The 21,998-nt window shown below is 39.3% G+C and carries 20 protein-coding genes; 5 read left to right on the top strand and 15 right to left on the bottom strand.

Annotated elements, in window-relative coordinates; all coding sequences use genetic code 11:
• Nucleotides 1–2,295, top strand: coding sequence for a hypothetical protein (locus K1T76_RS07910; protein ID WP_230245075.1), 2,295 nt, complete (start codon nucleotides 1–3; stop codon nucleotides 2,293–2,295).
• Here K1T76_RS07910 and K1T76_RS14955 read toward each other — a convergent pair.
• Nucleotides 2,244–2,534: a hypothetical protein gene (locus tag K1T76_RS14955; protein ID WP_268259896.1), complete on the bottom strand. Its 291-nt coding sequence runs from the start codon at nucleotides 2,532–2,534 to the stop codon at nucleotides 2,244–2,246. The genes K1T76_RS07910 and K1T76_RS14955 overlap by 52 nt on opposite strands.
• 210 nt (nucleotides 2,535–2,744) lie before the next feature.
• The gene (locus K1T76_RS07900; protein ID WP_230245088.1) at nucleotides 2,745–3,101 is read right to left on the bottom strand and encodes a hypothetical protein; all 357 of its coding nucleotides are present in this window, start codon (nucleotides 3,099–3,101) and stop codon (nucleotides 2,745–2,747) included.
• Between the two features lie 253 nt (nucleotides 3,102–3,354).
• Here K1T76_RS07900 and mnmG point away from each other — a divergent pair, with 253 nt between their 5' ends.
• Entirely contained in the window at nucleotides 3,355–5,235 is a 1,881-nt protein-coding gene (gene mnmG / locus K1T76_RS07895) for a tRNA uridine-5-carboxymethylaminomethyl(34) synthesis enzyme MnmG (protein WP_230245087.1), read from the top strand.
• Nucleotides 5,236–5,580: 345 nt separating this feature from the next.
• Here the strand turns inward: mnmG and K1T76_RS07890 are convergent, their stop codons facing one another.
• A complete protein-coding gene (locus K1T76_RS07890; RefSeq protein ID WP_230245086.1) occupies nucleotides 5,581–6,579 on the bottom strand; it encodes a helix-turn-helix transcriptional regulator in 999 nt (332 codons plus the stop codon).
• 385 nt (nucleotides 6,580–6,964) lie between these two features.
• On the opposite strand from K1T76_RS07890, the gene K1T76_RS07885 reads away from it, so the two are divergent.
• Complete coding sequence (locus K1T76_RS07885) at nucleotides 6,965–7,564, top strand: hypothetical protein (RefSeq protein ID WP_230245639.1); 600 nt, start codon at nucleotides 6,965–6,967, stop codon at nucleotides 7,562–7,564.
• A 318-nt stretch (nucleotides 7,565–7,882) separates the two neighbouring features.
• Here K1T76_RS07885 and K1T76_RS07880 read toward each other — a convergent pair whose 3' ends face one another.
• Together K1T76_RS07880 and alr are read right to left on the bottom strand one after the other, a co-directional pair.
• Complete coding sequence (locus tag K1T76_RS07880) at nucleotides 7,883–9,061, bottom strand: acetyl-CoA C-acetyltransferase (RefSeq protein ID WP_230245085.1); 1,179 nt, start codon at nucleotides 9,059–9,061, stop codon at nucleotides 7,883–7,885.
• 479 nt (nucleotides 9,062–9,540) lie between these two features.
• On the bottom strand, nucleotides 9,541–10,617 hold the full coding sequence (gene alr / locus K1T76_RS07875) for an alanine racemase (RefSeq protein WP_230245084.1): 1,077 nt from the start codon (nucleotides 10,615–10,617) through the stop codon (nucleotides 9,541–9,543).
• A 464-nt stretch (nucleotides 10,618–11,081) separates the two neighbouring features.
• Here alr and K1T76_RS07870 point away from each other — a divergent pair, with 464 nt between their 5' ends.
• Nucleotides 11,082–11,648 (top strand): hypothetical protein, encoded by a 567-nt coding sequence (locus K1T76_RS07870; RefSeq protein ID WP_230245638.1) that lies wholly within the window; start codon nucleotides 11,082–11,084, stop codon nucleotides 11,646–11,648.
• Nucleotides 11,649–11,669: 21 nt separating this feature from the next.
• Here K1T76_RS07870 and dnaB read toward each other — a convergent pair whose 3' ends face one another.
• The 4 genes from dnaB to rpsF all read right to left on the bottom strand — a co-directional run bounded on the left by dnaB (nucleotide 11,670) and on the right by rpsF (nucleotide 14,433).
• The gene (dnaB, locus tag K1T76_RS07865) at nucleotides 11,670–13,115 is read right to left on the bottom strand and encodes a replicative DNA helicase (protein WP_004973149.1); all 1,446 of its coding nucleotides are present in this window, start codon (nucleotides 13,113–13,115) and stop codon (nucleotides 11,670–11,672) included.
• 233 nt (nucleotides 13,116–13,348) lie between these two features.
• On the bottom strand, nucleotides 13,349–13,795 hold the full coding sequence (rplI, locus tag K1T76_RS07860) for a 50S ribosomal protein L9 (protein WP_004973150.1): 447 nt from the start codon (nucleotides 13,793–13,795) through the stop codon (nucleotides 13,349–13,351).
• A 9-nt stretch (nucleotides 13,796–13,804) separates the two neighbouring features.
• Nucleotides 13,805–14,032: a 30S ribosomal protein S18 gene (gene rpsR / locus K1T76_RS07855; protein ID WP_004719336.1), complete on the bottom strand. Its 228-nt coding sequence runs from the start codon at nucleotides 14,030–14,032 to the stop codon at nucleotides 13,805–13,807.
• A gap of 11 nt (nucleotides 14,033–14,043) precedes the next feature.
• Nucleotides 14,044–14,433, bottom strand: coding sequence for a 30S ribosomal protein S6 (gene rpsF, locus K1T76_RS07850; protein WP_004973153.1), 390 nt, complete (start codon nucleotides 14,431–14,433; stop codon nucleotides 14,044–14,046).
• Between the two features lie 360 nt (nucleotides 14,434–14,793).
• Here rpsF and K1T76_RS07845 point away from each other — a divergent pair.
• Nucleotides 14,794–15,884, top strand: a protein-coding gene (locus tag K1T76_RS07845; RefSeq protein ID WP_114318428.1) for an IS4-like element ISAba1 family transposase whose coding sequence is annotated in 2 segments (ribosomal slippage) — nucleotides 14,794–15,334 and nucleotides 15,334–15,884 — 1,092 coding nt in all. Because the reading frame shifts where the segments join, the coding sequence is not laid out codon by codon here.
• 86 nt (nucleotides 15,885–15,970) lie between these two features.
• Here K1T76_RS07845 and cyoE read toward each other — a convergent pair.
• The 6 genes from cyoE to K1T76_RS07815 form a co-directional block, all read right to left on the bottom strand.
• Nucleotides 15,971–16,849 (bottom strand): heme o synthase, encoded by an 879-nt coding sequence (cyoE, locus tag K1T76_RS07840; RefSeq protein ID WP_230245083.1) that lies wholly within the window; start codon nucleotides 16,847–16,849, stop codon nucleotides 15,971–15,973.
• Between the two features lie 10 nt (nucleotides 16,850–16,859).
• Nucleotides 16,860–17,186, bottom strand: a complete 327-nt coding sequence (locus K1T76_RS07835; protein ID WP_004973158.1) for a cytochrome o ubiquinol oxidase subunit IV — start codon at nucleotides 17,184–17,186, stop codon at nucleotides 16,860–16,862.
• Entirely contained in the window at nucleotides 17,186–17,803 is a 618-nt protein-coding gene (gene cyoC / locus K1T76_RS07830; RefSeq protein ID WP_019837982.1) for a cytochrome o ubiquinol oxidase subunit III, read from the bottom strand. Before cyoC ends, K1T76_RS07835 begins: the two co-directional genes overlap by 1 nt.
• Nucleotides 17,804–17,806: 3 nt before the next feature.
• On the bottom strand, nucleotides 17,807–19,795 hold the full coding sequence (gene cyoB / locus K1T76_RS07825) for a cytochrome o ubiquinol oxidase subunit I (RefSeq protein WP_019837981.1): 1,989 nt from the start codon (nucleotides 19,793–19,795) through the stop codon (nucleotides 17,807–17,809).
• A gap of 3 nt (nucleotides 19,796–19,798) precedes the next feature.
• The gene (gene cyoA, locus K1T76_RS07820; RefSeq protein ID WP_230245082.1) at nucleotides 19,799–20,872 is read right to left on the bottom strand and encodes a ubiquinol oxidase subunit II; all 1,074 of its coding nucleotides are present in this window, start codon (nucleotides 20,870–20,872) and stop codon (nucleotides 19,799–19,801) included.
• 302 nt (nucleotides 20,873–21,174) lie between these two features.
• On the bottom strand, nucleotides 21,175–21,972 hold the full coding sequence (locus tag K1T76_RS07815; protein WP_019837979.1) for an RDD family protein: 798 nt from the start codon (nucleotides 21,970–21,972) through the stop codon (nucleotides 21,175–21,177).
• Between the last annotated feature and the right edge of the window lie 26 nt (nucleotides 21,973–21,998).

The following is a 21,998-nucleotide window of genomic DNA, read 5'->3' as shown; positions in this document are numbered from 1 at the left end:
ATGAAATATACGAATGAATTACAAGGACAAGAACAATTTTATAAAGACTACTTACCACGAGTTGATAAGTCTTTAACATCGGAACAAGTATTTAGTGATAATACAGATGGTGTGTTATTTGGTAATCTTTTAGAATTTAAATTGACTGTAAATGACACGAATGCCACTTTATTTCAAGCGATTAAGTATCTTTCTGCTATGCGTGTCAAAGGTAAATCAATACCTGCAAATATCGTTCTTGTTTCCTTGAATACGGATAAAGTTTTTATATATCAATCTAAAGATTATTTAGAAGAAATTGAAAAAATTTATCAATTAGGGGCATCTAAAGAAAATACTGGCTTTAAATTAAAATCTACCGCCATAGAATTAGATTTATCTCAAGAAATCGACCAAGAAAAACTTGTTAAAACGTTAAAGTCTAAAAATTTCACCAAAATAAATATTGATGAGAATTGCATTGTTGGTTGGGGTCAGCGATTTTACAAAGAGAATCCAACAGCTAGAAAAGCTGATTTCATAGGCGACCAAAGTGGTAAAGTCAATATTCTTGGTGAAATCCGCAAGCCAAATAAATTAAAGGACTATATTGAGCCTTATAAGGGTGAAGATAATGTTAAATTTCGCTACTTAATGGATAAACTCAATGATGATTTACAAAAGAAAAATTTAGGGGCTTTTTACACGCCTGAACTTTATGCTAAAAAATCACTCGAATTAGTCCGAAAAGCCATAGATAGAGTGCCTGCGGGTAACGACTACGTTATCATTGATAGATGTGCAGGAACAGGTAATTTAGAGCAATACTTAACTGATGAAGAATTAAGCCATGTCATAGTTTCAACACTCGAATATTATGAATACAAGGTTTTAATGGAAATATTGGGTGATAAGGTACGTCATGTTATTCCACCTACTGAAAAAGAAGATACATTTAATATGGGTCTTGTGCGTGGGGCTGATGCCCTATCTAAAGAATATGTCGAAAATCCCCTAATTAAACAATATGTCGATAATCCAAACTGTACGATTATTTTATTTGAAAATCCGCCTTACGCTGAAACAACCAGTATTGAGCATCAAAAAAAGAAACAGGGTGCAAAATCTAGCGAATGGAAAAAAAGCTACGTTGTTCAAGAAATGAAAAAAGACACTCAAATCAAAGGAACAGCGAGTAATGATTTAGGAAATGCTTTTATTTGGTCTGCTTTTCAGTATTATTTACGCCAGCCAACAGACAGCTACATAGTTTATTCACCTGTCAAATACTGGAAAGCCCAACACATAATAAACAAGCAATTTATAGATGGCTTTGCTTTTAATCGCCGACATTTTCACACCACTATTGATGCCTGTATTATGGTGGCATTATGGGGAAACTCTGATTGTGAAAAGGATTATTTTGAAGTCAAGGCTTTTGATATTGATGTTAAAAAAGGGATAATGGCTGCTGATGGGATATTACCCATTAGAAGAATTTACACTACTTACAGCAATCATTTTTTCGATAAACGAAAATTTGAAGATGATGAAGTTGATGGTATATATATTTCATTAGACGGAAGTGAACGAGAACCACCAAAGCAACCAAGAATAACACCACTTTTTAATGAAAATATTATTGGATATATGGCTGTCTATAGTTCGGGTTTCGATAATCCTGACCTACACGCATCCTTATTAATAGCAGGACGGTATGATGGAAATGGATTTTTTCTAAGAAGTGATAATTTTTTAGAAAAACTACCTATGTTTGCAGCAAGCCGTTATATTACATATAACCGAAAGTGGACTGAAAGAGCAAGAGTAATGAAATCTGCTGATGGGGCTGATAGCTATACTAAAGACCTTAAAGATGGCAAGCTATCAAGCTATCTTTTAAAGGTGCTTTTATTTACCACTTTAGAAATGCAAAATCACTTACGGTCTTTTACTGGTAGTGATGGTAGAATGTATAGGAATCAATTATGCCTTGATAATACTAATGGGGAAACATTAGCAACTTTAGCTTTAAAAAAGCTAAAGTTGAATGCTACCGAAAAAGAATTATTAGAGGTCTGGAAAACCATTCTTAATGAAGCTAAAAAAACTAAAAACTATCAAAATACAATCAATTATGGTGTATATCAAATATCGACAGAACTAAATACATTTCAAAAAGACCAAATAACTGATAAAAATATTTACGACTACCCATTATTAAATGGTAGTTTGAAAACTTTAAAAGAATTGGTTAAACGGTATTATAACAACGAAATAGTGCCTAAATTGTTTGAATATGAATTTTTAAAGTAATTAACTTTCACCAAAAATACGGCTATATAGCCGTATTTTTTGAACAAATGTTTTGTGCGGGTGCTACATAATGACGCTAAAACAGGCAAGATGACCAATTGTGACAAAAGCGTTAAAAAAATGACTTTAGGAAATTGACTAACCCGAATGAAATCCCTTGGCGTGAGTTGTAAGCCTAAGCCCATCATCATCACAGACAAGGTCAATGATAGAAAAAAGGTAAAAAAGCCTGAATCCATAGCACATCCTTTATTCTTTTTTTTGGTTTTAAGTTTTCCTTCTCTTTTGTAGTGTAATTGTTTTTTTTGATTGTGCAATAAACAAAGCAGTCATTTATTTACAATGACTGCTTTGGAGGTTTTATGCTTATATTCAGGTGAGTAGGGTAACCCATCAGTTCGGGAAAAACGATCCCTTCGTGAAGAAATGTGACACCCGACGATGGGGGCTCACATTGCAGCAGGACGTGGTGGCGTAAAGCCTAAAGCACATTTCCCTTTTAACTCCGTACCATTAAATGTAATGACTGTAGTTTGTGCATCTGCCGCACAAGAACGATATAATTCAGGCTCATTGCCTTGTAATTGAATTGCTTTAGATGAACTAAAGAATTGTGGTTCGCAAGTACCATTCCAGATAATTCCGCGATAGGCAAAGCTTACAGGTGCGCCCTGAGTTTTACCTTTACATACTTGCTGGAATTTTTGTGCGTTATAGACGGTTTCGACTTTATCATTTGCCTGCAATGCAAATGGACTGAACAATAAGCCAAAAAACATAGAAGAAAGTAAAATTTTCTTATTCATGATGTTTCCCTTTGTTTCTCATATCTGTGCTATTAGGATAAAAAATAGACAAATTAAAACAATGGTGATCTGGTTAATTTTTAGGTCTAAATGTTTTTATGTACAGTAAAAATGCAAATTTAGATTACAAAATATTAATTATGTAGCAGAATTAGGGGGCAATAAATCTCAATAAATCGACTGAATCTGTCAACTTATGCCACAAGTTTTGCTATAATATTCTGTCTTTATTTTTTATCTCTCCTTGACCATTATGCACTATCCTAAAGTTTACGATGTCATTGTTATTGGTGGCGGTCACGCAGGCACCGAAGCGGCGCTTGCAGCAGCACGTATGGGTCGTCAAACCTTACTCTTAACTCATAACATTGAGACTTTAGGGCAGATGAGCTGTAACCCTGCAATTGGGGGAATTGGGAAGTCGCATTTGGTGCGTGAGGTTGATGCATTAGGCGGTGCAATGGCATTAGCTGCCGATAAAAGCGGGATTCAATTCCGTATTTTAAACTCCCGTAAAGGTGCTGCGGTTCGTGCAACACGTGCGCAGGCAGACCGTGTTCGTTTTAAAGCTGCGATTCGTGCCACTTTAGAAAACCAAGCTAATTTAGATATTTTCCAACAAGCAGCAGATGACCTGATTGTAGAAGGCGATACCGTAAAAGGTGTCGTCACCCAAATGGGAATTCGCTTTGATGCGAAAACCGTGGTATTGACTACAGGTACATTCTTGGGTGGCGTGATTCACATCGGTTTAGAAAAATCCAGCGGTGGTCGTGCGGGAGATCCTCCATCAATTGCTTTGGCGGCGCGTTTACGTGAATTAAATTTACCTGTTGGGCGTTTAAAAACAGGTACGCCACCACGTATTGATGCACGCTCAGTTGACTTTTCTGTCATGATCCCGCAGCCCGGTGATTTCCCATCACCAACTATGTCATTTATGGGTGATGTGTCGATGCACCCTGAACAAGTGAACTGCTATATCACCCATACAAATGAACGCACTCACGAAATCATTCGCGGTGGTTTAGATCGTTCGCCTATGTATACAGGTGTAATTGAAGGTGTTGGTCCACGTTATTGCCCATCGATTGAAGATAAAATTCACCGTTTTTCTGATAAAGACTCGCATCAGGTATTTTTGGAGCCTGAAGGTTTAGATACACATGAATTGTATCCAAATGGGATTTCAACGTCTTTACCGTTTGATGTGCAGTTCGAGTTAGTTCGTTCAATTCGTGGTATGGAAAATGCGCATATTTTGCGTCCAGGTTATGCGATTGAATATGATTACTTTAATCCACAAGCCTTGAAATTTACTTTGGAAACCAAAGCCATTAATAACTTGTATTTTGCAGGTCAAATTAATGGCACGACGGGTTATGAAGAAGCAGGTGCTCAAGGTGTGTTGGCTGGTTTGAATGCGGCACGTCGCGCTTGGGATCAGGAACAATGGACACCAAAACGTGATGAAGCTTATATTGGTGTATTGGTTGATGATTTGATCACACTGGGTACCAAAGAGCCGTACCGCATGTTCACCTCACGTGCGGAATACCGTTTGATGTTGCGTGAAGACAATGCCGATCAGCGTTTGACCCCAATTGGTCGTGAGCTTGGTTTGGTGGATGACACCCGTTGGTCGGCTTACTGTGAAAAAATGGAAGCAGTAGAACGTGAAACAGGGCGTTTACAACATTTGTGGGCTGCACCAAATAACCCAATGGGCAAAAAATTTGTTGAAATGACAGGTGCAGATTTGTCCAAAGAATGTTCTGCAATTGATCTGTTAAAACGTCCAAATATCAGCTTTGCGCAAATTGCTGAATTAACGGGTTCAGATGTTTCTGCACAAGTAGGTGATCAAATTGAAATTGCGGTGAAATATGCAGGTTATATTAACCGTCAGCATGAAGATGTTGCACAATTAAAACGCTTGGAAGATACCAAAATCCCCGCAGATTTTGATTATGATGCAGTTTCAGGTTTATCGCGCGAAATTACCCTAAAGTTAAAGCATGTTTTACCAGAAACTTTGGCACAGGCCAGTCGTATTCCAGGTGTAACTCCAGCCGCTGTTCAATTGGTGATGATCACCATTCGTAAAAATGCACAGTCCCGTAAATCTGCATAAGATTTGATAGTTTGATAAATGCCCGCAATTTAAATATCGCTGGCATTTTTGTGCCACAAAGTAAATCATCTGCTATGTAAAGAAGAAAAGGTGTATAAGAAAAAACTTGATTTCTACTGCGTATCTTATGATTTCACAGCTAAATCAGGAGTAGTTAAATTAACACTTATAGACACACAGAGGAGTAAAAGATGACTTTAAAAATCATTCGTTATAATACAGCTGAACTAGCATGCCCATGTTGTGCAATGCCGAGTCAATTTTAACTTTAACTTCAATCAGTAATCACAATAACTAAGTTTAAAAGAAAACGATAATATTATTGCCCCAATATTTGGGGCTTTTTTAATCCTGATTCTGATGCACCGCATTGGCAACTTCAACAGGCTCAACCTGAATCAGCTTTTTACCAAAACTACGCAACCACCAAACCAATTGTGAGGTAAAAGGAACAGTGGCTGTCACCAACACATCACCATTTTCCAATGTTTCCATGATTTGATCTTTGCTTAATTGGCTTTCATCAAAGTAAATGGCATCAGCTTTTTGCATGGTGAGTTTGAGCTGAATATTTTCAGTGGCTTTGCTGTAATCGACTCTGAAACCTAATTCGCCAGATTCAATATAGGCATCTATGTCAAAATCAACTGGATGCAGGGCGCGTGAATCTAAAACTTTGGCTGCTTTAAAACGATGCAGGGCAAAGGTTTGAATATCAGTTTTATCAAATCGGGTACAAATTAAGTAAATTACTGCACCTTTTTGCACTAAAGCCAAAGGATTCAGGACATAGGTTTTATCTTCGCCTGAACCGCTACGTGATTGATAAATACATTCCAGTTGTTTGTCTTGCAGTAAACCCTCATAAATTGCCTGCTGTGCATTGCGGTCTACGACGGGCGGAATTAACGGTTGAGTTGCAGGCACAATCCTCACGCGGTTAATCCATTGGCGGACATTGTTTTGAGTCGACAGGCTGCGTCTAGCTAAGTCAAACCATGGGTTCATTTCTTCAATCAAACTTGGTGGTAACAAGTGCTTTAAATGTTCCTCAACCATCATGAAGGTCACCGCTTGAGAGCTGGTCATGTGCGGTAAACTTTGAATCGGCGCATCTGAACGCCAGCGCCAACCTTGTGGTACGGTACCATTACTTTCAATTGGAAAGCGCTGTGAAATTTGATTTAAGTCACGTTGAATCGTACGCAAACTAATATCGATACCTTCACGTTGCAAGACATCGTGTAATTCACGTGTGCCCATCCATTTACCTGTAGAAAGGCGCGATAAAATTTGCCATTGGCGATACAAACTATTCGATGTTTCTTTTTCTTGTATAGACATATTCAATATTTACTAGATCAATGCACACTGAGGAAAACTTGTTCCTCCACACAATAAGAAAACTCGGAATGTTTAGCAAGTTTTTTACTAAAAAAGGGCAGCGTTGCACCGCAGATTTTGCAGTAAATATCACAAAATTGGGATGAGTAAAGTTAATTAAATATTGGAAGTCCAAATCATAAACCACATTTGGATCATTGAGAAAAGCAAGACTGAATAGTTGTGTTTAAGTGAAAACCCGTCAGCATTTTGTATGGTAGATACAGGTTTATGTAAATAAAAGCGGTCTGAGTGGATGAGTGCTGTAGGTTAATTGGGCAAGGCGATTGAGGTGCTTTATCGCGATGAATTATCAACAGACCAGAAGCAGGAGGATGAAACAACCGTGAATTTATCTAGCAGTGATGCGCGAGAAATTTTTTGGTTAGCCCGTTATTTAACCCGTATTCAATATGTATGTCAGCAATTTCCGTTTAAACAAAATGAGGCTGCTTTGACTTATGCACATGCTTTTTGTTTGCCAGCTTTTGATGCTGCTTCTTTAAATGAATTGATTTTAAATGAAGAACAGCCTGCCTCATTTGTGATGCAGCTTGAGCAAACACTGAGAAAAATTAAAAACCTGGCACAGGTTTTCTCTAAATCCACTTATGCTGAATTAAAGCATTGTATTCAAAACGCATGTGATAACGCGAGTTATATTGGCGAAGTGTTACAGGACTGTGAAGCACTATTAGATGCAGAACCACAGCAGATATATTTATTTTTCCAATTGGGGCAGAGAATTGAACAATTAGACCGACAAATTCGGTTAAAGCAATCGACTGAAAAGACTTTGTTGCAATTGGAAATGATTGTGCAATGTCTGAAAGATTTAGGTTGGACATCACTTGTAGATGCATGGGTAGAACTGAAACAGCAACCCGATACCATGCATTTTTATCACTTTAGTGATCATATTCAGCACTTACTTTCGGTGGATTAAGCAGCACCTTGTCATATAAAATTGATCGACAATAAGATCAGAGCTAAATCATATTTCCCTCTTTCCATTACATAATTTACCTCATCTTTTTGGGGAATGTATTCCGCATCATACAGGGCAAATAACTGTCAATATGAGTTTGACTCATCTTTCACGTTCATTGTTTCATTAATGAAAAAAGCAATTATTTATAAATTATGCGTAGTTAGAAAAACATAATGGAAGCCGAAGCTCCCATTAGATCTAAAATTAATTGCTAACTTTAAGTCACTATTATATTTAACAAACTGCACTCTTGCAGCTTTTTGGCGTGATCACTTAGTCGCGTTCAACCGCAAGTGCAACCCCCATACCGCCGCCTATGCAAAGCGTGGCTATGCCTTTTTTCGCATCACGACGTTGCATTTCGTGTACTAATGTCACAAGGATACGACAACCTGACGCACCAATCGGGTGACCGAGGGCAATTGCCCCACCATTCACGTTTACTTTATCTAAGTCTAAGCTTAGTTCTTTGGCAACACCTAAAGCTTGTGCGGCAAAGGCTTCGTTAGCTTCAATCAAATCGACTTGATCTAAGCTCCAACCTGCTTTATTTAAGGTTTTCTTCACAGCTTCAACCGGGCCAAGACCCATAACTTCAGGCTCAATACCCGACATTGCATAGGCTTTAATACGTGCTAAAGGTTGTAGACCTAAGGCTGCAGCTTTGTCTGCGCTCATCATTAACACTGCTGCTGCACCATCGTTGATACCAGAAGCATTACCTGCTGTTACGCTGCCATCTTTTTTGAACGCAGGGCGTAATTTATTCAGGCTTTCAAGCGTAGTATTGGCTTTGATGTATTCATCTTCGGCAAATACAATTGGGTCGCCTTTACGCTGTGGAATGCTTACAGCTGCAATTTCATCTTTAAATTTACCAGCCGCTTGTGCTGCAGCCGCGCGTTGTTGTGAAGTTAGTGCCAATTGGTCTTGTTCTTCGCGGTTTAAACCAAGCTTTTCTACAATATTTTCTGCAGTAATACCCATGTGGTATTGGTTATAAGCATCGGTTAAGCCATCAGCCACCATGCTGTCAATTAACTGAGCATTCCCCATTTTTTGCCCGTTACGTAACTGCATATAGTGTGCGCTCTGTGACATGGATTCTTGACCACCAGCAACTACAATTTCTGCTTCACTGCACTGAATCGCTTGTACAGCCAAATGTACTGCACGTAAACCTGAGCCACATACCACGTTTAGTGTTGTTGCAGGCACTTGCACAGGAATACCCGCAGCAATTGCAGCTTGACGCGCAGGGTTTTGTCCTACACCTGTAGTGAGTACATTGCCCATAATCACCTGATCAACTTGTTCAGGCTGTACTTTGGCACTGTCTAATACCGCACGAATTGCTATTTGCCCCAATTGTGGTGCAGATAAAGAAGCGAGGCTACCCAAAAAACTACCAATTGCAGTACGTTTTGCAGCTACAATGACAACATCGTTCATTTTATATCCTTAAATTTAATGTACATCTTTTTGTATAAGCACAAGGATTTATAACATGTGCTTGGCTGTTGATATATGACTGCTTAAAATAAATTTACCAAAACTGAGCGACTTGGTGCTGCTTCAATCGTAGGTAATGCGCAAAACAGGGTAGGGGCTGGAACTTGTTCGCCCGCATACGGTGTGACACAAGTCTGCCACCAAGACTTAGAATGATACTCTGTACATGCGCGCCATTGTTTGATGACATATCACACGAACAAATAGAGCAGATAGAATTTGCAGTCAACTATCATCCATGAAAAACATGAGGTCGGTATACGCCAACGGAAGTTATGGCTAGATTTTATACTGCTGCGCATGCTTCTTGAATCTACCAAATTAAAAGCGAGAAGAAACTATCGAAGCGAGTAAAGAAAGTCGCTTAGACGATTGCATGCAACAAAACTGCTACATGCAACAGATCCAAAAAAAGAATGCTAAATGCTAGTTGCCTTACGCTGTGGACGAGAACTTAAACGACATAATAACTCATAACCAATCGTGCCATTGGCCGTAGCAACATCATCCACTAATCGGTGTTTGCCCCATAATTCAACTTGTGTGCCTAATTCAACGTCCAAACCTGTGACATCAATGGCAATCATATCCATTGACACACGACCAAGCACGGGCGTTAATTTTAAACCAATCGCAACAAAATTCGGCTGCACAAATGTACGTGGATAGCCATCACCATAGCCAATTGAAACAATAGCGATTCGCATGGCTTGTTCTGCAGTAAAGGTTGAACCGTAGCCAACGTGTTCACCTGCATCAATTTCATTGAGTGCAATGACTTCTGCATTTAAAGTCATCACAGGCTTCAAGTCCAGTGTATGCACATTATGTGCGGCAAAAGGCGTTGCTCCGTAAAGCATAATGCCTGGGCGTACATAATCAAAATGCAATTCGGGATAACGATAGATTGCAGCAGAGTTGCAGCAAGAAGCAAGAATAGGACTGCAATTGTCTTTGACATGCAAAAATTGTGCAATTTGTTGATCGTTTAAAGCATGGTCACCATCAGCATTTGCAAAATGCATGGTTAACACACTGGTAAAACCTTCGGCTTTGAGCATGTGAATCACATCAATAATTTCAGGAATTTTAAAACCTAAACGATTCATGCCGCTGTTGAGTTTGACCCAGACTTTTAAGCCTTGTGCGATGTAATCATCTTTATGTTGCAGTAGCCAATTGAGCTGTGCTTGATGATGCACCACACATTCTAATTTGTGTGCCAACACACTTTGCATTTCTTCAGCAGAAAAGACACCTTCAATCAGGGTGATGGGCTGTGTATATCCCAACTCTCGGATTTCTAAGGCTTCTTCAACGCAAGCGACACCAAAGGCATCGCTATCCTTTAAGGATGCTAAGCAGTCTTTTACACCATGTCCATAAGCATTGGCCTTGACCATACTGACAATTTTCGCTGTTGGGGCAAGTTGTTTAACACGGTTTAAATTATATTGCAGTGCCTGACTGTCAATATAAATTGTTGCTCGGCGCACCCTCGTGACTCCTTGGGAATGACAATTGGTAATTTGTGTTAGATACACTGTGGATTGATAAATAAATACTAAAAATAGTTCTATTTAAAAATATTCACTATTGTAGACTTATCGACCTCAAATAGACATGACCATCTAAGTTTTTGATCATAAATTGTCATAAGATCGAAAAATCTTTTAGGTTATTGATTGCAAGTAATTTGTAAAAGTTTCAGGCTCTATTTTATATAAAATTATACATTCTAAAAGCTATCCTGGCTTTAGATGCTCTCACTCAGGAAAATTCTGAACTGTACGAGTTGGGCAAGAATCAAATGAGTGCGGAGAGTGGGTTCGTAATTTAAATGAACTCAAAGAGAGATTAAACAATGCATTTTAAACTTGGATATGTTGAATAAATGATGAAAATATTTTGTTATCTGGGATGGAGTACTTTATTTTTTTGTCAGTCAGTTATGGCTTGTATGCCACATTCACCCAATGACGTATTTATTGCCCGTTACCAAGATTCACTGGCAGTACAGGAGAGTTCAGACTTCATTTTTGAAATCAGTTCAGGTCAATTTATTTTTCGCTCAATACTAGATGAGGTTAAATATAAAAAGCCTACCCAATGGTACAGTGGATTTTCAGGTAAAAGTACAGCTAAAAACCAATTAATTATTGGTTTAGCTTATGCACCAGATGGTGCTAAACCCCAGCAATATCAAGTAGTTTCATTTGCAACATTAAACTGTAAGAATGACCAGCTTGTTTTATCTAAACCGATTGTCCCATTTTTAGCTTGGAATAAGCAGACCTCAAATTGTTCTACAGTCGATAGAGCAGAGGTTGGGATTTTAGATGGTTTTATACAATATGATCAAGCGCATTACTTAGCAAAACTTCAACAAAAATATCCAACATGTGAACAACTTAATAAAGCATTTCCATCATTTGAAATGGAAGACAATAGTCAAAATTTAAATTTAGTCTCAAGTTGGAAACTATGGTGGGCAAAGTTAATAAGTCAGATTAAATTATGGTTTTAATAAAAAAGACCAATGCAAGCATTACTCTTCATCATCATACTGAGCATAATACTCAGGAGATAAGTTACTAAAACGCGTGTATTGTCCTTCAAAGGCAAGACGTACCGTACCAATGGGGCCGTTACGCTGTTTACCAATAATAATTTCGGCAGTGCCTGCTTCTTTAGATTCTTTATTATAAACTTCGTCGCGGTAAATAAACATGATTAAGTCCGCATCCTGCTCAATCGCACCAGATTCACGCAAGTCTGACATTACAGGGCGTTTATTAGGTCGGTTCTCTAAGGAACGGTTCAGCTGCGACAAAGCAATCACAGGGCAGTTCATCTCTTTGGCTAAGGCTTTTAAGCTACGTGAAATTTCTGAAATCTCGCCGACACGGTTATCGCCCATGCCTGGGACTTTCATTAATTGCAAGTAATCGACCATGATGCAGCCAATTTTACCGCCATGTTGTTTGGCAATGCGTCGTGCACGTGCACGTACTTCCGTAGGGGGTAGGGCAGATGAGTCATCAATATACAAATGCTTTTCTTGAAGTTGTAAAATCGTGCCTGTGACTTTTGACCATTCATCGCCACTGAGTTTGCCTGAACGTAAATTCCCCTGATGCACTTTGCCGTAAGCAGAAATCAAACGCATTGCAATTGAATCTGCAGGCATCTCCATAGAGTAGACAAGAGCAGGCAAGTCATTGTTAAACAGAACACTTTCGACCAAATTCATGGCAAACGTGGTTTTACCCATAGATGGACGCGCAGCGACAATAATCAAATCACCCGCTTGCATACCTGAGGTTTTATTATCTAACTCTACAAAGCCTGTGGTTAAGCCTGTGATGTTACCTTCCATTTTAGAAAGTTCGTCAAGTTTGTCGAATACGTCGGCAACGACACTCGATATGGCTTTTGGGCCTTGTGCTTTTGCATTGTTATTGTGTTGTTCGGCAATTTGGAAAATATTAGTTTCAGCCAAGTCTAAAATTTCACTCACGCTACGACCTTTGGTGTCATAGGCATTTTGTAAAATTTCAGAACTAACTTTAATCATGTTTCTGAGGGTCGAGAATTCTTTAATTTTCGTGGCATAGGTTTCTAGGTTATAAAAACTAGAAGGCGAGTCCGCCATGAGCTGCATTAAATACTCTTCACCGCCCGCAGCTTCAAGCAAATTTTGTTTAATTAGCCAGTCATTCACCAATACGGCATCATAAGGTGAGTTTTCTTTAGACAAAGAATCAATGGCACGGAAAATATATTTATGGCGTGTCGCGTAGAAATCAGACTCTTGTAACACATCACCCACTTGTTCAAAAGATTCGGCCACAGTCATCAATGCAGCCAAAACAGCTTGTTCAATGGCTAAGTTATGCGGTGGGGTACGAAACTCTTTAAGCGGGCTGTTCTCATTTGGTTTTAGATCAGACTTTGCGGTATGTTGCTTTGCGCTAGCAGTCGCCTGTGACATATAAATCCCTGATTTTTAAAACAGTAAATGCTGAATAATGCACGGGGGATAGAATTTGAAACTCATATTCTTTCCACTTCCCGATGATACGCCCTCTAGAAAAAAAAGCGAGTAGATTTTGGCGAAGGAGAAGTCAAAGCGTGCAGGACTATTTAGGAAATTTGTATAATTTGCATATTTTAAAGATAAAAAAAGAGCATGCGATTAGGCATGCTCTTTCTTTTTGCAGAAAATTACTCAGATACGATAGTAACGAGAACTTCAGCAACAACATCATGGTGCAATTGGATTGCGATGTTGAATTCACCAGTGTGACGAAGCGCACCGTTTGGTAAACGAACTTCTGCACGGTCAACTTCAAGACCAGCATTCGTTAACGCGTCAGCGATGTCACGAGTACCGATAGAACCGAAAAGTTTACCTTCATCACCAGCTTTAGCAGTGATTACGATGTTAACTTCGTTCAATTGGTCAGCACGTGCTTGAGCAGCAGCTAAAATTTCAGCTTCTTGTTTCTCAAGTTCAGCACGACGAGCTTCAAATGCAGCAGTGTTTGCTTCAGTTGCAGCAACTGCTTTACCTTGAGGGATCAAGTAGTTACGGCCGTAACCAGCTTTAACTGAAACTTTATCGCCTAATTTACCAAGGTTCTTAATGCGTTGTAATAAGATAATATCCACAGCTCAACCTCACTTATGATTGTCAGTGTAAGGGATCAACGCTAAGTAGCGAGCTTGTTTAATAGCAAGCGCTAATTGACGTTGGTAACGAGCTTTAGTACCTGTAATACGGCTAGGAACAATCTTGCCATTTTCAGTGATGTACTGTTTTAGTGTATCGATATCTTTGTAGTCGATGTACGTAACGTTCTCAGCTGTAAAGCGGCAGAACTTGCGACGACGGTAAAAACGTGCCATTGATGTTCTCCTTAAGCTTCAGCAGAGTCTTGGTTAGCGTGTTGTGCTTCTTCACGTTGAGCTTTACGCGCACGTTTTTCTTCAGCACTCTTAGCCAATAATGACTCTTCAGTGATAGCGTTTTCACGACGGATGATCAAGCTACGAAGGATCGCGTCGTTATAACGGAACAATTCTTCTAACTCATCAAGCGTAGTTTGACCACATTCAACGTTCATAAGAATGTAGTGCGCTTTGTGAATTTTGTTAATTGGGTAAGCCAATTGACGACGGCCCCAATCTTCTAAACGGTGAATTTGACCCTCAGCTTCTTTGATGTGAGTTAGGTAACGTTCTACCATACCCACAACTTGATCGCTTTGGTCTGGGTGTACCAAAAGTACGATTTCGTAGTGACGCATTGTCAGCTCCTTACGGTTTATGCAGCCCCTGACTAAATTGAGCCAGAAGCAAGGAGTCACAACCGAAGTTGTGTCGCAAAATTGCGAAGCGTGAATTCTAGAGCTTTTGCCAAGTAAATACAAGGCTTTGTCTAAGAAAAGATCGGCTTGGATAAAAGAGTAGGGTATTTTGAATCTATGATTAGAGTTTAAATTTTTACTGTGTATTTAAATGTTACTTACTTTTGGTGAGTTTGGTGTGGGAAGTTATTAAAGAATGAATTAATTGAAGGGAGCTAAATAATTGTTGCTCTGTACACGACAAAAATAGATAACTCATTGAAATAATGTCACAATAATTGTTTTCTAACGACGAATACTATGACACATCTCAATGAGTTATATCTTATCTTAAACAAATCTCTAAAATGGAACAAGTCACATTTAAAGTGCTTTGCGCTCATCATGCTTGTGATTATTTTAAAGCAAACATGTAATCTTTCTTCTGCATCTAAAGCCTTGCCCATCAAGTGCTTACCACAATCATTTTATCGACGTATGCAGCGCTTCTTTGCAGGTCAGTATTTTGATTATCGTCAAATTTCTCAGTTGATTTTCAATATGTTTTCATTCGACCAAGTGCAACTGACTTTAGATAGAACCAATTGGAAATGGGGAAAACGAAATATTAATATCCTGATGCTCGCAATCGTTTATCGTGGAATAGCGATACCTATCCTTTGGACATTGCTTAATAAACGTGGAAATTCAGATACGAAAGAGCGTATTGCTTTGATTCAACGCTTTATAGCCATTTTTGGTAAAGACCGTATTGTGAATGTGTTCGCAGACAGAGAGTTTATCGGTGAGCAGTGGTTTACATGGTTAATTGAACAAGACATCAACTTCTGCATTCGTGTTAAAAAAACTTCATTGTCACCAATCATTTAGGAAAGAATCATAAAATTAGTGATTTATTTCGCCATCTTAAAGTTGGTCAAATTGAATGTCGTAAACGACGGATTTTGGTTGGTCGGGTGAAACTATATATAAGTGCACTACAGTTAGAAAATGGAGAGCTTTTACTCGTCGTTTCTCCTCAGTTTAATGCCAATGCTATTCAGGATTATGCATTACGCTGGGAAATTGAAACCTTATTCAGTTGTCTCAAAGGACGCGGGTTTAATCTTGAAAATACGCGCTTGACAGACCCTAGACGAGTGAAAAAATTGATTGCGGTGTTAGCTATAAGCTTCTGTTGGTGTTACTTAACGGGTGAATGGCAACATGATCAAAAAAAAGCGATAAAAATAAAGAAGCATGGACGACTCTCAATGAGTTTATTTCGCTATGGTTTAGACTATGTTCAAATGGCGATTCAGCGTTTAATTGGTTTTGGGAAAAAAGAAGAGTTTAAGGAAATTTTGGCAATTTTAAGAAAGCAGAATCCTGATAGGATAAGGGTTCTGTGAAATTTGTCGTGTACAGAGTAATTGTTGTTGAAATTGTGAAATGTGCAGAGGGTACTCCATTAAAAGATAGAGCTAAACTCTATCTTTTAAAAAAATATGATTTGCGTGCTTGGCGCAGTTGCTGTAAAGCTAAAACATAAACTCACAACCGTAATTAAAATAACCGAAAATAGGAAAAAGCGTTTTGCCCATGATTGATCATTTTCTGCTTTGAAGCCAATGACGCCAATATAGAACCAATAAATACAAAGTGCATTTAAAATAACCAGATACAGCCAGTTTGTATAACCAAATACAAACAGTCCATTCATGGCAATAGTAAATAACACCACATAAATCAGTGATTCAATTTTCGTTCGAAAAATTGAACGAGCAACTGGCAAAATTGGAATACCCGCATTTTTGTAATCATCAAAACGGTAAATTGCAATCGCCCAAGAGTGGGGCATTTGCCAAAGTGCATAACCTAAAAAGATAAGTAGAGCAGCTAAGTCAAATTGATTTGCAACAGCGGTATAACCAATCACAGGTGGGCTTGCGCCTGAAATACTGCCAATAATGGTTTGATGAATTGTTGTGCGTTTGGTCCATAGACTGTAAAAGCCGACATAAACCACAAAACCAATCAGTGCAAAAAGAAAAGCGTATGCGTTAACTCCAAACCATAAAATGTTAAAACCAATGACGCCCAATACCACTGAATAAATCAGCGCAATAGGAACAGAAACAGTTTTTTGCACTAAAGCACGGTTTTGTGTGCGTTGCATTTTTTGGTCGATGTCTTGATCAATAATATTGTTGATCACACATCCTGAGGCGACAACAAGCGTTGTACCAAGCAGAGTAAGCAGTAGGAGAAGGAAATCTACAGAACCTTGGGCAGCTACAAAGTAGCCACCCAAAGTGGTAATAAAATTACCAAAGAGAATTCCTGGCTTTGTCAGGAATAAATACTTTTTTAGCATGACAACCAGTTTAGATCATCATGTTGTAGTGTAGGTAGTTCATGATCCATACAGAACCAACCAAAAGGATGGCAATGGTCAGAATGGTATACACGAATGCAATCACGTTCCAACGTTGCTCTGAAGAAGAATTCATATGCAAGAAATAAATTAATTGAATAAGAATCTGAGCAACTGCTGTAATCGAAATAACAGTAATTAAAATACCACGGCCAAAACCACCTGCCATAACCATACCAAAAGGAATAATGGTAAGGATAACAGAAAGGATAAAGCCAATCGTATATTGCTTAGTGTTACCGTGTGATGCACCAGCAGAGTTGTGATCGTGACTCATTAGAGAACTCCCATCAAGTAAACTACGCTGAATACACAGATCCAAACGATGTCAAGGAAGTGCCAGAACAAGCTTAGGCAAGCTAAACGACGCATGTTCGGAATAGTCAAACCATATTTCTTGATTTGAACCATTAACACGATCATCCAAACTAAACCTGAAGTTACGTGAATACCGTGCGTACCAACCAAAGTAAAGAACGCAGATAAGAACGCACTCACGCTAGGTCCATGTCCAGCATGAACTAAATGGTTGAACTCGTAAAGTTCCATACCAATAAAGATCGCACCGAAAACCCATGTCACGCCTAACCAAGTTAGAACTTTGGCAACATCTTTCTTGTAAGCAGCTAAAACAGCAAAACCGAAAGTTACAGAAGAAATCAACAGGGCAAAAGTTTCTGTTAGAACAAAGCCTAATGACTCGCCAAACAAATCTTTAGCTGTTGGAGTGCCTACTGGAACGTGGCTACTTAATACAGCGAACGCGATGAAGAGTGTACCGAAAAGTACAAGGTCACTCATCAAGTATGTCCAGAAACCAAAGACGGTGATGTCTGTATCATCGTGGTGATGATCATCATGTCCGTGGTTGTCGTGATGAAGTACTTCAGCCATGTCTTAGTCCTTCTTCAAGTGTTTTTCAAGGAGCGCATAGCGTTCGTTTTCAATACGCTCAACTTCAGCAGCAGGAACATAGTAGTCCACTTTCTTCGTGAAAGAGCTCACGATGAAGCTGATGATTGCAGCGATAAATGTAACGAATACTAACCACCAAATATGCCAGATTAACGCGAAGCCCATTACTGTAATAAACATTGCAATAATGAAACCAGCTGCACGGTTGGTTGGCATGTGGATGTCTTCATACTTCGTTGGACGCGCGTATGCAACACCATTTTCTTTGTCAGTCCAGAAAGTATCAATACCATTGATCTTTGGAAGGTGAGCAAAGTTATAGAACGGTGCTGGAGAAGAAGTCGCCCATTCAAGCGTGCGACCATCCCATGGATCGCCTGTAAGGTCTAAACGTTGGTTGCGTTGTAAGAAACCAACCACGATCTGCATAACGAAGCAGAATAGACCAATAGCAATTAACACAGAACCAAAGAATGCAATTGCCAAGTATGGATCCCATTCAGGGTTGTCATAAGTATTCAAACGACGTGTCATACCCATGAAACCAAGGATATACAACGGCATGAATGCAAAGTAGAAACCGAAGAACCAGAACCAGAATGCTGCTTTACCCCAAGTCTCATTCAGTCTCCAACCAAACATTTTTGGCCAGTAGAAAATGATACCTGCGAACATCGCGAATACAACACCACCAATAATTACGTTATGGAAGTGAGCAATCAAGAATAAAGAGTTGTGTACAAGGAAGTCCGCTGGTGGAACTGCCATTAATACACCTGTTAAACCACCGATACCGAAAGTCACAAGGAAGCCAAGTGTCCATAGCATTGGGGTAGTGTAGGTAATACGACCCTTGTACATAGTGAATAACCAAGAGAAGATTTTCACACCAGTAGGAATCGCAATAATCATGGTCATGATACCGAAGAACGCGTTAACGTTGGCACCTGCACCCATGGTAAAGAAGTGGTGAACCCATACAACAAGTGATAACACACCAATTGCAACGGTTGCGTACACCATTGATTTGTAACCGAACAAAGTTTTGCGCGCAAAAGTCGCAGTTACTTCAGAGTAAATACCAAATGCTGGTAATACTAAGATATATACTTCTGGGTGACCCCATGTCCAAATCAAGTTTACATACAACATTGGGCTACCACCCATGTCGTTGGTAAAGAAGTGGAAACCGAAGTAACGGTCAAGCGTTAACATCGCAATTGTCGCAGTTAAAACCGGGAAAGTTGCAATGATAAGTACCGCAGTAACTAATGCTGTCCAAGTGAAAATAGGCATGTCCATAAGTTTCATGCCAGGCGCACGCATTTTGATGATGGTAACAAAGAAGTTAACACCAGTAAGAAGCGTACCTAGACCAGAAACCTGAAGTGCCCATATATAGTAGTCAACACCAACACCTGGAGAGTATTCGATACCAGATAGAGGAGGATAAGCCATCCAACCTGTCGCAGCGAACTCACCTAATGCAAGTGAAGCCATCATTAAACCTGCAGCACCAGCGAATAACCAGAAGCTTAAAGAGTTTAATAACGGGAAGGCAACGTCACGAGCACCAATCTGTAATGGTACAGAGATGTTCATTAAGCCAACAACAAGACCCATTGCCACGAAGAAGATCATGATTACACCGTGGGCGGTGAAAATCTGGTCATAGTGTTCTGGGTGTAAATAGCCTTCACCACCACCTTTTGCAAGGAACAGTTGAAGACGCATCATAAGCGCATCTGCAAAGCCACGCAGTAGCATGATGACAGATACAAAGATATACATGATACCGATTTTTTTATGGTCTACAGTGGTGAACCATTCGTTCCACAAGTAGCCCCATTTTTTGAAGTAGGTAATCCCAGCAACAACTGCAAGGCCACCTAAGATCATCGCTGCAACAGTTACCAATACGATTGGATCGTAAGGAATTGCATCTGGACCTAACTTACCTAAAAAGCTCATGTCTTATTCCCCTTGAGAAGCAGTCGTATGTTCAACTGCTACATGAGTTTCAGAAGCAGGCGCTTCACCAGCCACTACAGGAGCTGAATGGTCAGCACCATGGTAGTTACTCATATAGTTATTGATCACTGATTCAAACAAGCCTTGCTCAACAGAAGAGTAATAAGTCACAGGATGTGGCTGAGTCTTATATGGACCTTCTTTTAAAGCTGTTGCAGCAAGTTTTTTCTCTAATTCAGTTTTGGCGTTACGAACCATTGCGTCAATTTGTTTCTGTGAACGGTTACCGTCACGTAAAGAAGCAAATTCAACTTGGTCTAAAACTGATTTTTGAACAGCTTGAGGATTGATAGTCGTACCTTGACCTGCTTTAACAGCTGATACCCATTGCTCAAAATCAGCTTGAGTTACAGAGTGAGCTTTAAAGCGCATTTGCGAGAAACCATAACCTGAGTAGTTAGATGAGAAACCACGGAATTCGCCCGTGTTGTCTGCTAAAACGTTCAAGTGAGTTTGCATACCCGCCATTGCATAAATCTGACCAGATAATGCAGGGATAAAGAACGAGTTCATTGTGAAGTTAGATGTTAAACGTAAGCTTACAGGCGTTTGCTCTGGGAAGCGCAATTCGTTAACAGTCGCAATGTTCTGTTCTGGGTAGATGAAGATCCATTTAAATTGTTCAGCAATAACTTGAACAGTTAAAGGAGCTTTTTCGGATTCTAGCGGACGGTAAGGGTCGTACTTGTGGGAACCCCACCAAGTTAACCAAGCTAAAATACAAATAATAATAACAGGTATACCCCATACTACAATTTCAATTGCAGTAGAGTGTGACCATGTTGGTTGATAGTCTGCGTCTTTATTCGATGCGCGATATTTCCAACCGAACCACAATGCCATAATTGCAGATGGAATAACCACCAATAGCATCAGGTAAATCGCAGTCATCATCAGGTTACTTTGACCTGCTGCAACTGGACCTTTTGAGTTCAGAAGTACTAAATCACCGCCACACCCAGTTAAGAGTGCAGCCATCGTAGATAAAGACAATACAGCTAAAATCGTTTGTCTCATTTTACAACCTCGGTGAAGAGTCCCATTCCCTAATTTAATATGGGATAGCGATTAAAGTGTCACATGATTAAAAAGATATCAAAAAGATGAAAAAGTCTTCTTAATCATCGGACACCGCTACGTTGTAGGGCATTATGCCTGATATCGACAAACTAAGCTACACATAAAGCGGCTTTAAGTGGAAGGAATAAAAACCAATTTTTATACTCGGAATTATTTGTGCTAATTTTAATTTATTTATATTTATCAATGCTGTAAGAAAAAAGGGATGATCAATCATCCCTGAGTAAATAAAAATCAAATTATTGCTTTACGACTTTGGTTTTGGCAAGTTTATCGTGTAACGCTTGTCGTTTTGCACCAAATGCAAAGCCATAATCTAAAATTGTGATAAAGGGCATAAACATCATATTCAAAATAATGAAAATGATAGAGCGAATAGTAAACACACGCATTAGGCTGACTTTTTCATTGCTTTCAGCATCGACAATTTTAATTTTAGTCAGACGTTTGCCAATACTTTGTCCAGTTTTAGCCAATAGGAAGGCTTGTATGCCCAGCATAATCAATAAGTAAATTGCCATGGCTTGCCAAGCTTGCATTGGAATCAGCTGAAAGAGTTCAGTTTGCAATTGAATGGCTTGATCAGACGTTGTTGCGGTCTGCATTTTTTGTTGCAAACCAGACAATTGTTCAAACTGGTCAGCACTTAAGAAAAAAGAGGGAAGCGCTGCTGCAGGCAACCATAACAACATATCTATAATTTTGGCTAAAGCACGTTGGTTAATGCTCGCCAATTCATTTTTCGTTGCCTGTGTTCTTGAATTTGATAATGCTGAATTTGGTCGTGATGTGTTTGTAGCCGTGTAATCTGTATTTTGAAACGGTGAATGTTCAGGGGCAGGTGGCGTGCTGACATAGCCTTGTGGTTCATATACAAGTTTACCTTGGGTGAGTTCACCTAAAGCTTTCCATTCGCTCATGCCTTGGTGCCAAGCCAAATCTGTCAGCAACACTTGTTGGCTTGCGAGCATTTGGTTGAGCTGCTCTAAGGTGTATGGCCCAGCTTGTTGATTATTTCGTGCCAAGTAAATTTGCATAAATATAAAATCTCAAAAAATGAATT

Source organism: Acinetobacter sp. PW68, from assembly GCF_020982655.1.
Classification (GTDB): domain Bacteria; phylum Pseudomonadota; class Gammaproteobacteria; order Pseudomonadales; family Moraxellaceae; genus Acinetobacter; species Acinetobacter towneri_A.
Note: the sequence above shows the minus strand (reverse complement) of the source record. Positions and strands in the feature narration are given on the sequence as shown.

What these genes read in the sequence shown, in the direction of transcription:
- K1T76_RS07910 (WP_230245075.1), top strand. Translation starts at nt 1, where the DNA reads ATGAAATATACGAATGAATTACAAGGACAAGAACAATTTTATAAAGAC.
- K1T76_RS14955 (WP_268259896.1), bottom strand. Translation starts at nt 2,534, where the DNA reads ATGGATTCAGGCTTTTTTACCTTTTTTCTATCATTGACCTTGTCTGTG.
- K1T76_RS07900 (WP_230245088.1), bottom strand. Translation starts at nt 3,101, where the DNA reads ATGAATAAGAAAATTTTACTTTCTTCTATGTTTTTTGGCTTATTGTTC.
- mnmG (WP_230245087.1), top strand. Translation starts at nt 3,355, where the DNA reads ATGCACTATCCTAAAGTTTACGATGTCATTGTTATTGGTGGCGGTCAC.
- K1T76_RS07890 (WP_230245086.1), bottom strand. Translation starts at nt 6,579, where the DNA reads ATGTCTATACAAGAAAAAGAAACATCGAATAGTTTGTATCGCCAATGG.
- K1T76_RS07880 (WP_230245085.1), bottom strand. Translation starts at nt 9,061, where the DNA reads ATGAACGATGTTGTCATTGTAGCTGCAAAACGTACTGCAATTGGTAGT.
- K1T76_RS07870 (WP_230245638.1), top strand. Translation starts at nt 11,082, where the DNA reads ATGCCACATTCACCCAATGACGTATTTATTGCCCGTTACCAAGATTCA.
- dnaB (WP_004973149.1), bottom strand. Translation starts at nt 13,115, where the DNA reads ATGTCACAGGCGACTGCTAGCGCAAAGCAACATACCGCAAAGTCTGAT.
- rpsR (WP_004719336.1), bottom strand. Translation starts at nt 14,032, where the DNA reads ATGGCACGTTTTTACCGTCGTCGCAAGTTCTGCCGCTTTACAGCTGAG.
- rpsF (WP_004973153.1), bottom strand. Translation starts at nt 14,433, where the DNA reads ATGCGTCACTACGAAATCGTACTTTTGGTACACCCAGACCAAAGCGAT.
- cyoE (WP_230245083.1), bottom strand. Translation starts at nt 16,849, where the DNA reads ATGCTAAAAAAGTATTTATTCCTGACAAAGCCAGGAATTCTCTTTGGT.
- K1T76_RS07835 (WP_004973158.1), bottom strand. Translation starts at nt 17,186, where the DNA reads ATGAGTCACGATCACAACTCTGCTGGTGCATCACACGGTAACACTAAG.
- cyoC (WP_019837982.1), bottom strand. Translation starts at nt 17,803, where the DNA reads ATGGCTGAAGTACTTCATCACGACAACCACGGACATGATGATCATCAC.
- cyoB (WP_019837981.1), bottom strand. Translation starts at nt 19,795, where the DNA reads ATGAGCTTTTTAGGTAAGTTAGGTCCAGATGCAATTCCTTACGATCCA.
- cyoA (WP_230245082.1), bottom strand. Translation starts at nt 20,872, where the DNA reads ATGAGACAAACGATTTTAGCTGTATTGTCTTTATCTACGATGGCTGCA.
- K1T76_RS07815 (WP_019837979.1), bottom strand. Translation starts at nt 21,972, where the DNA reads ATGCAAATTTACTTGGCACGAAATAATCAACAAGCTGGGCCATACACC.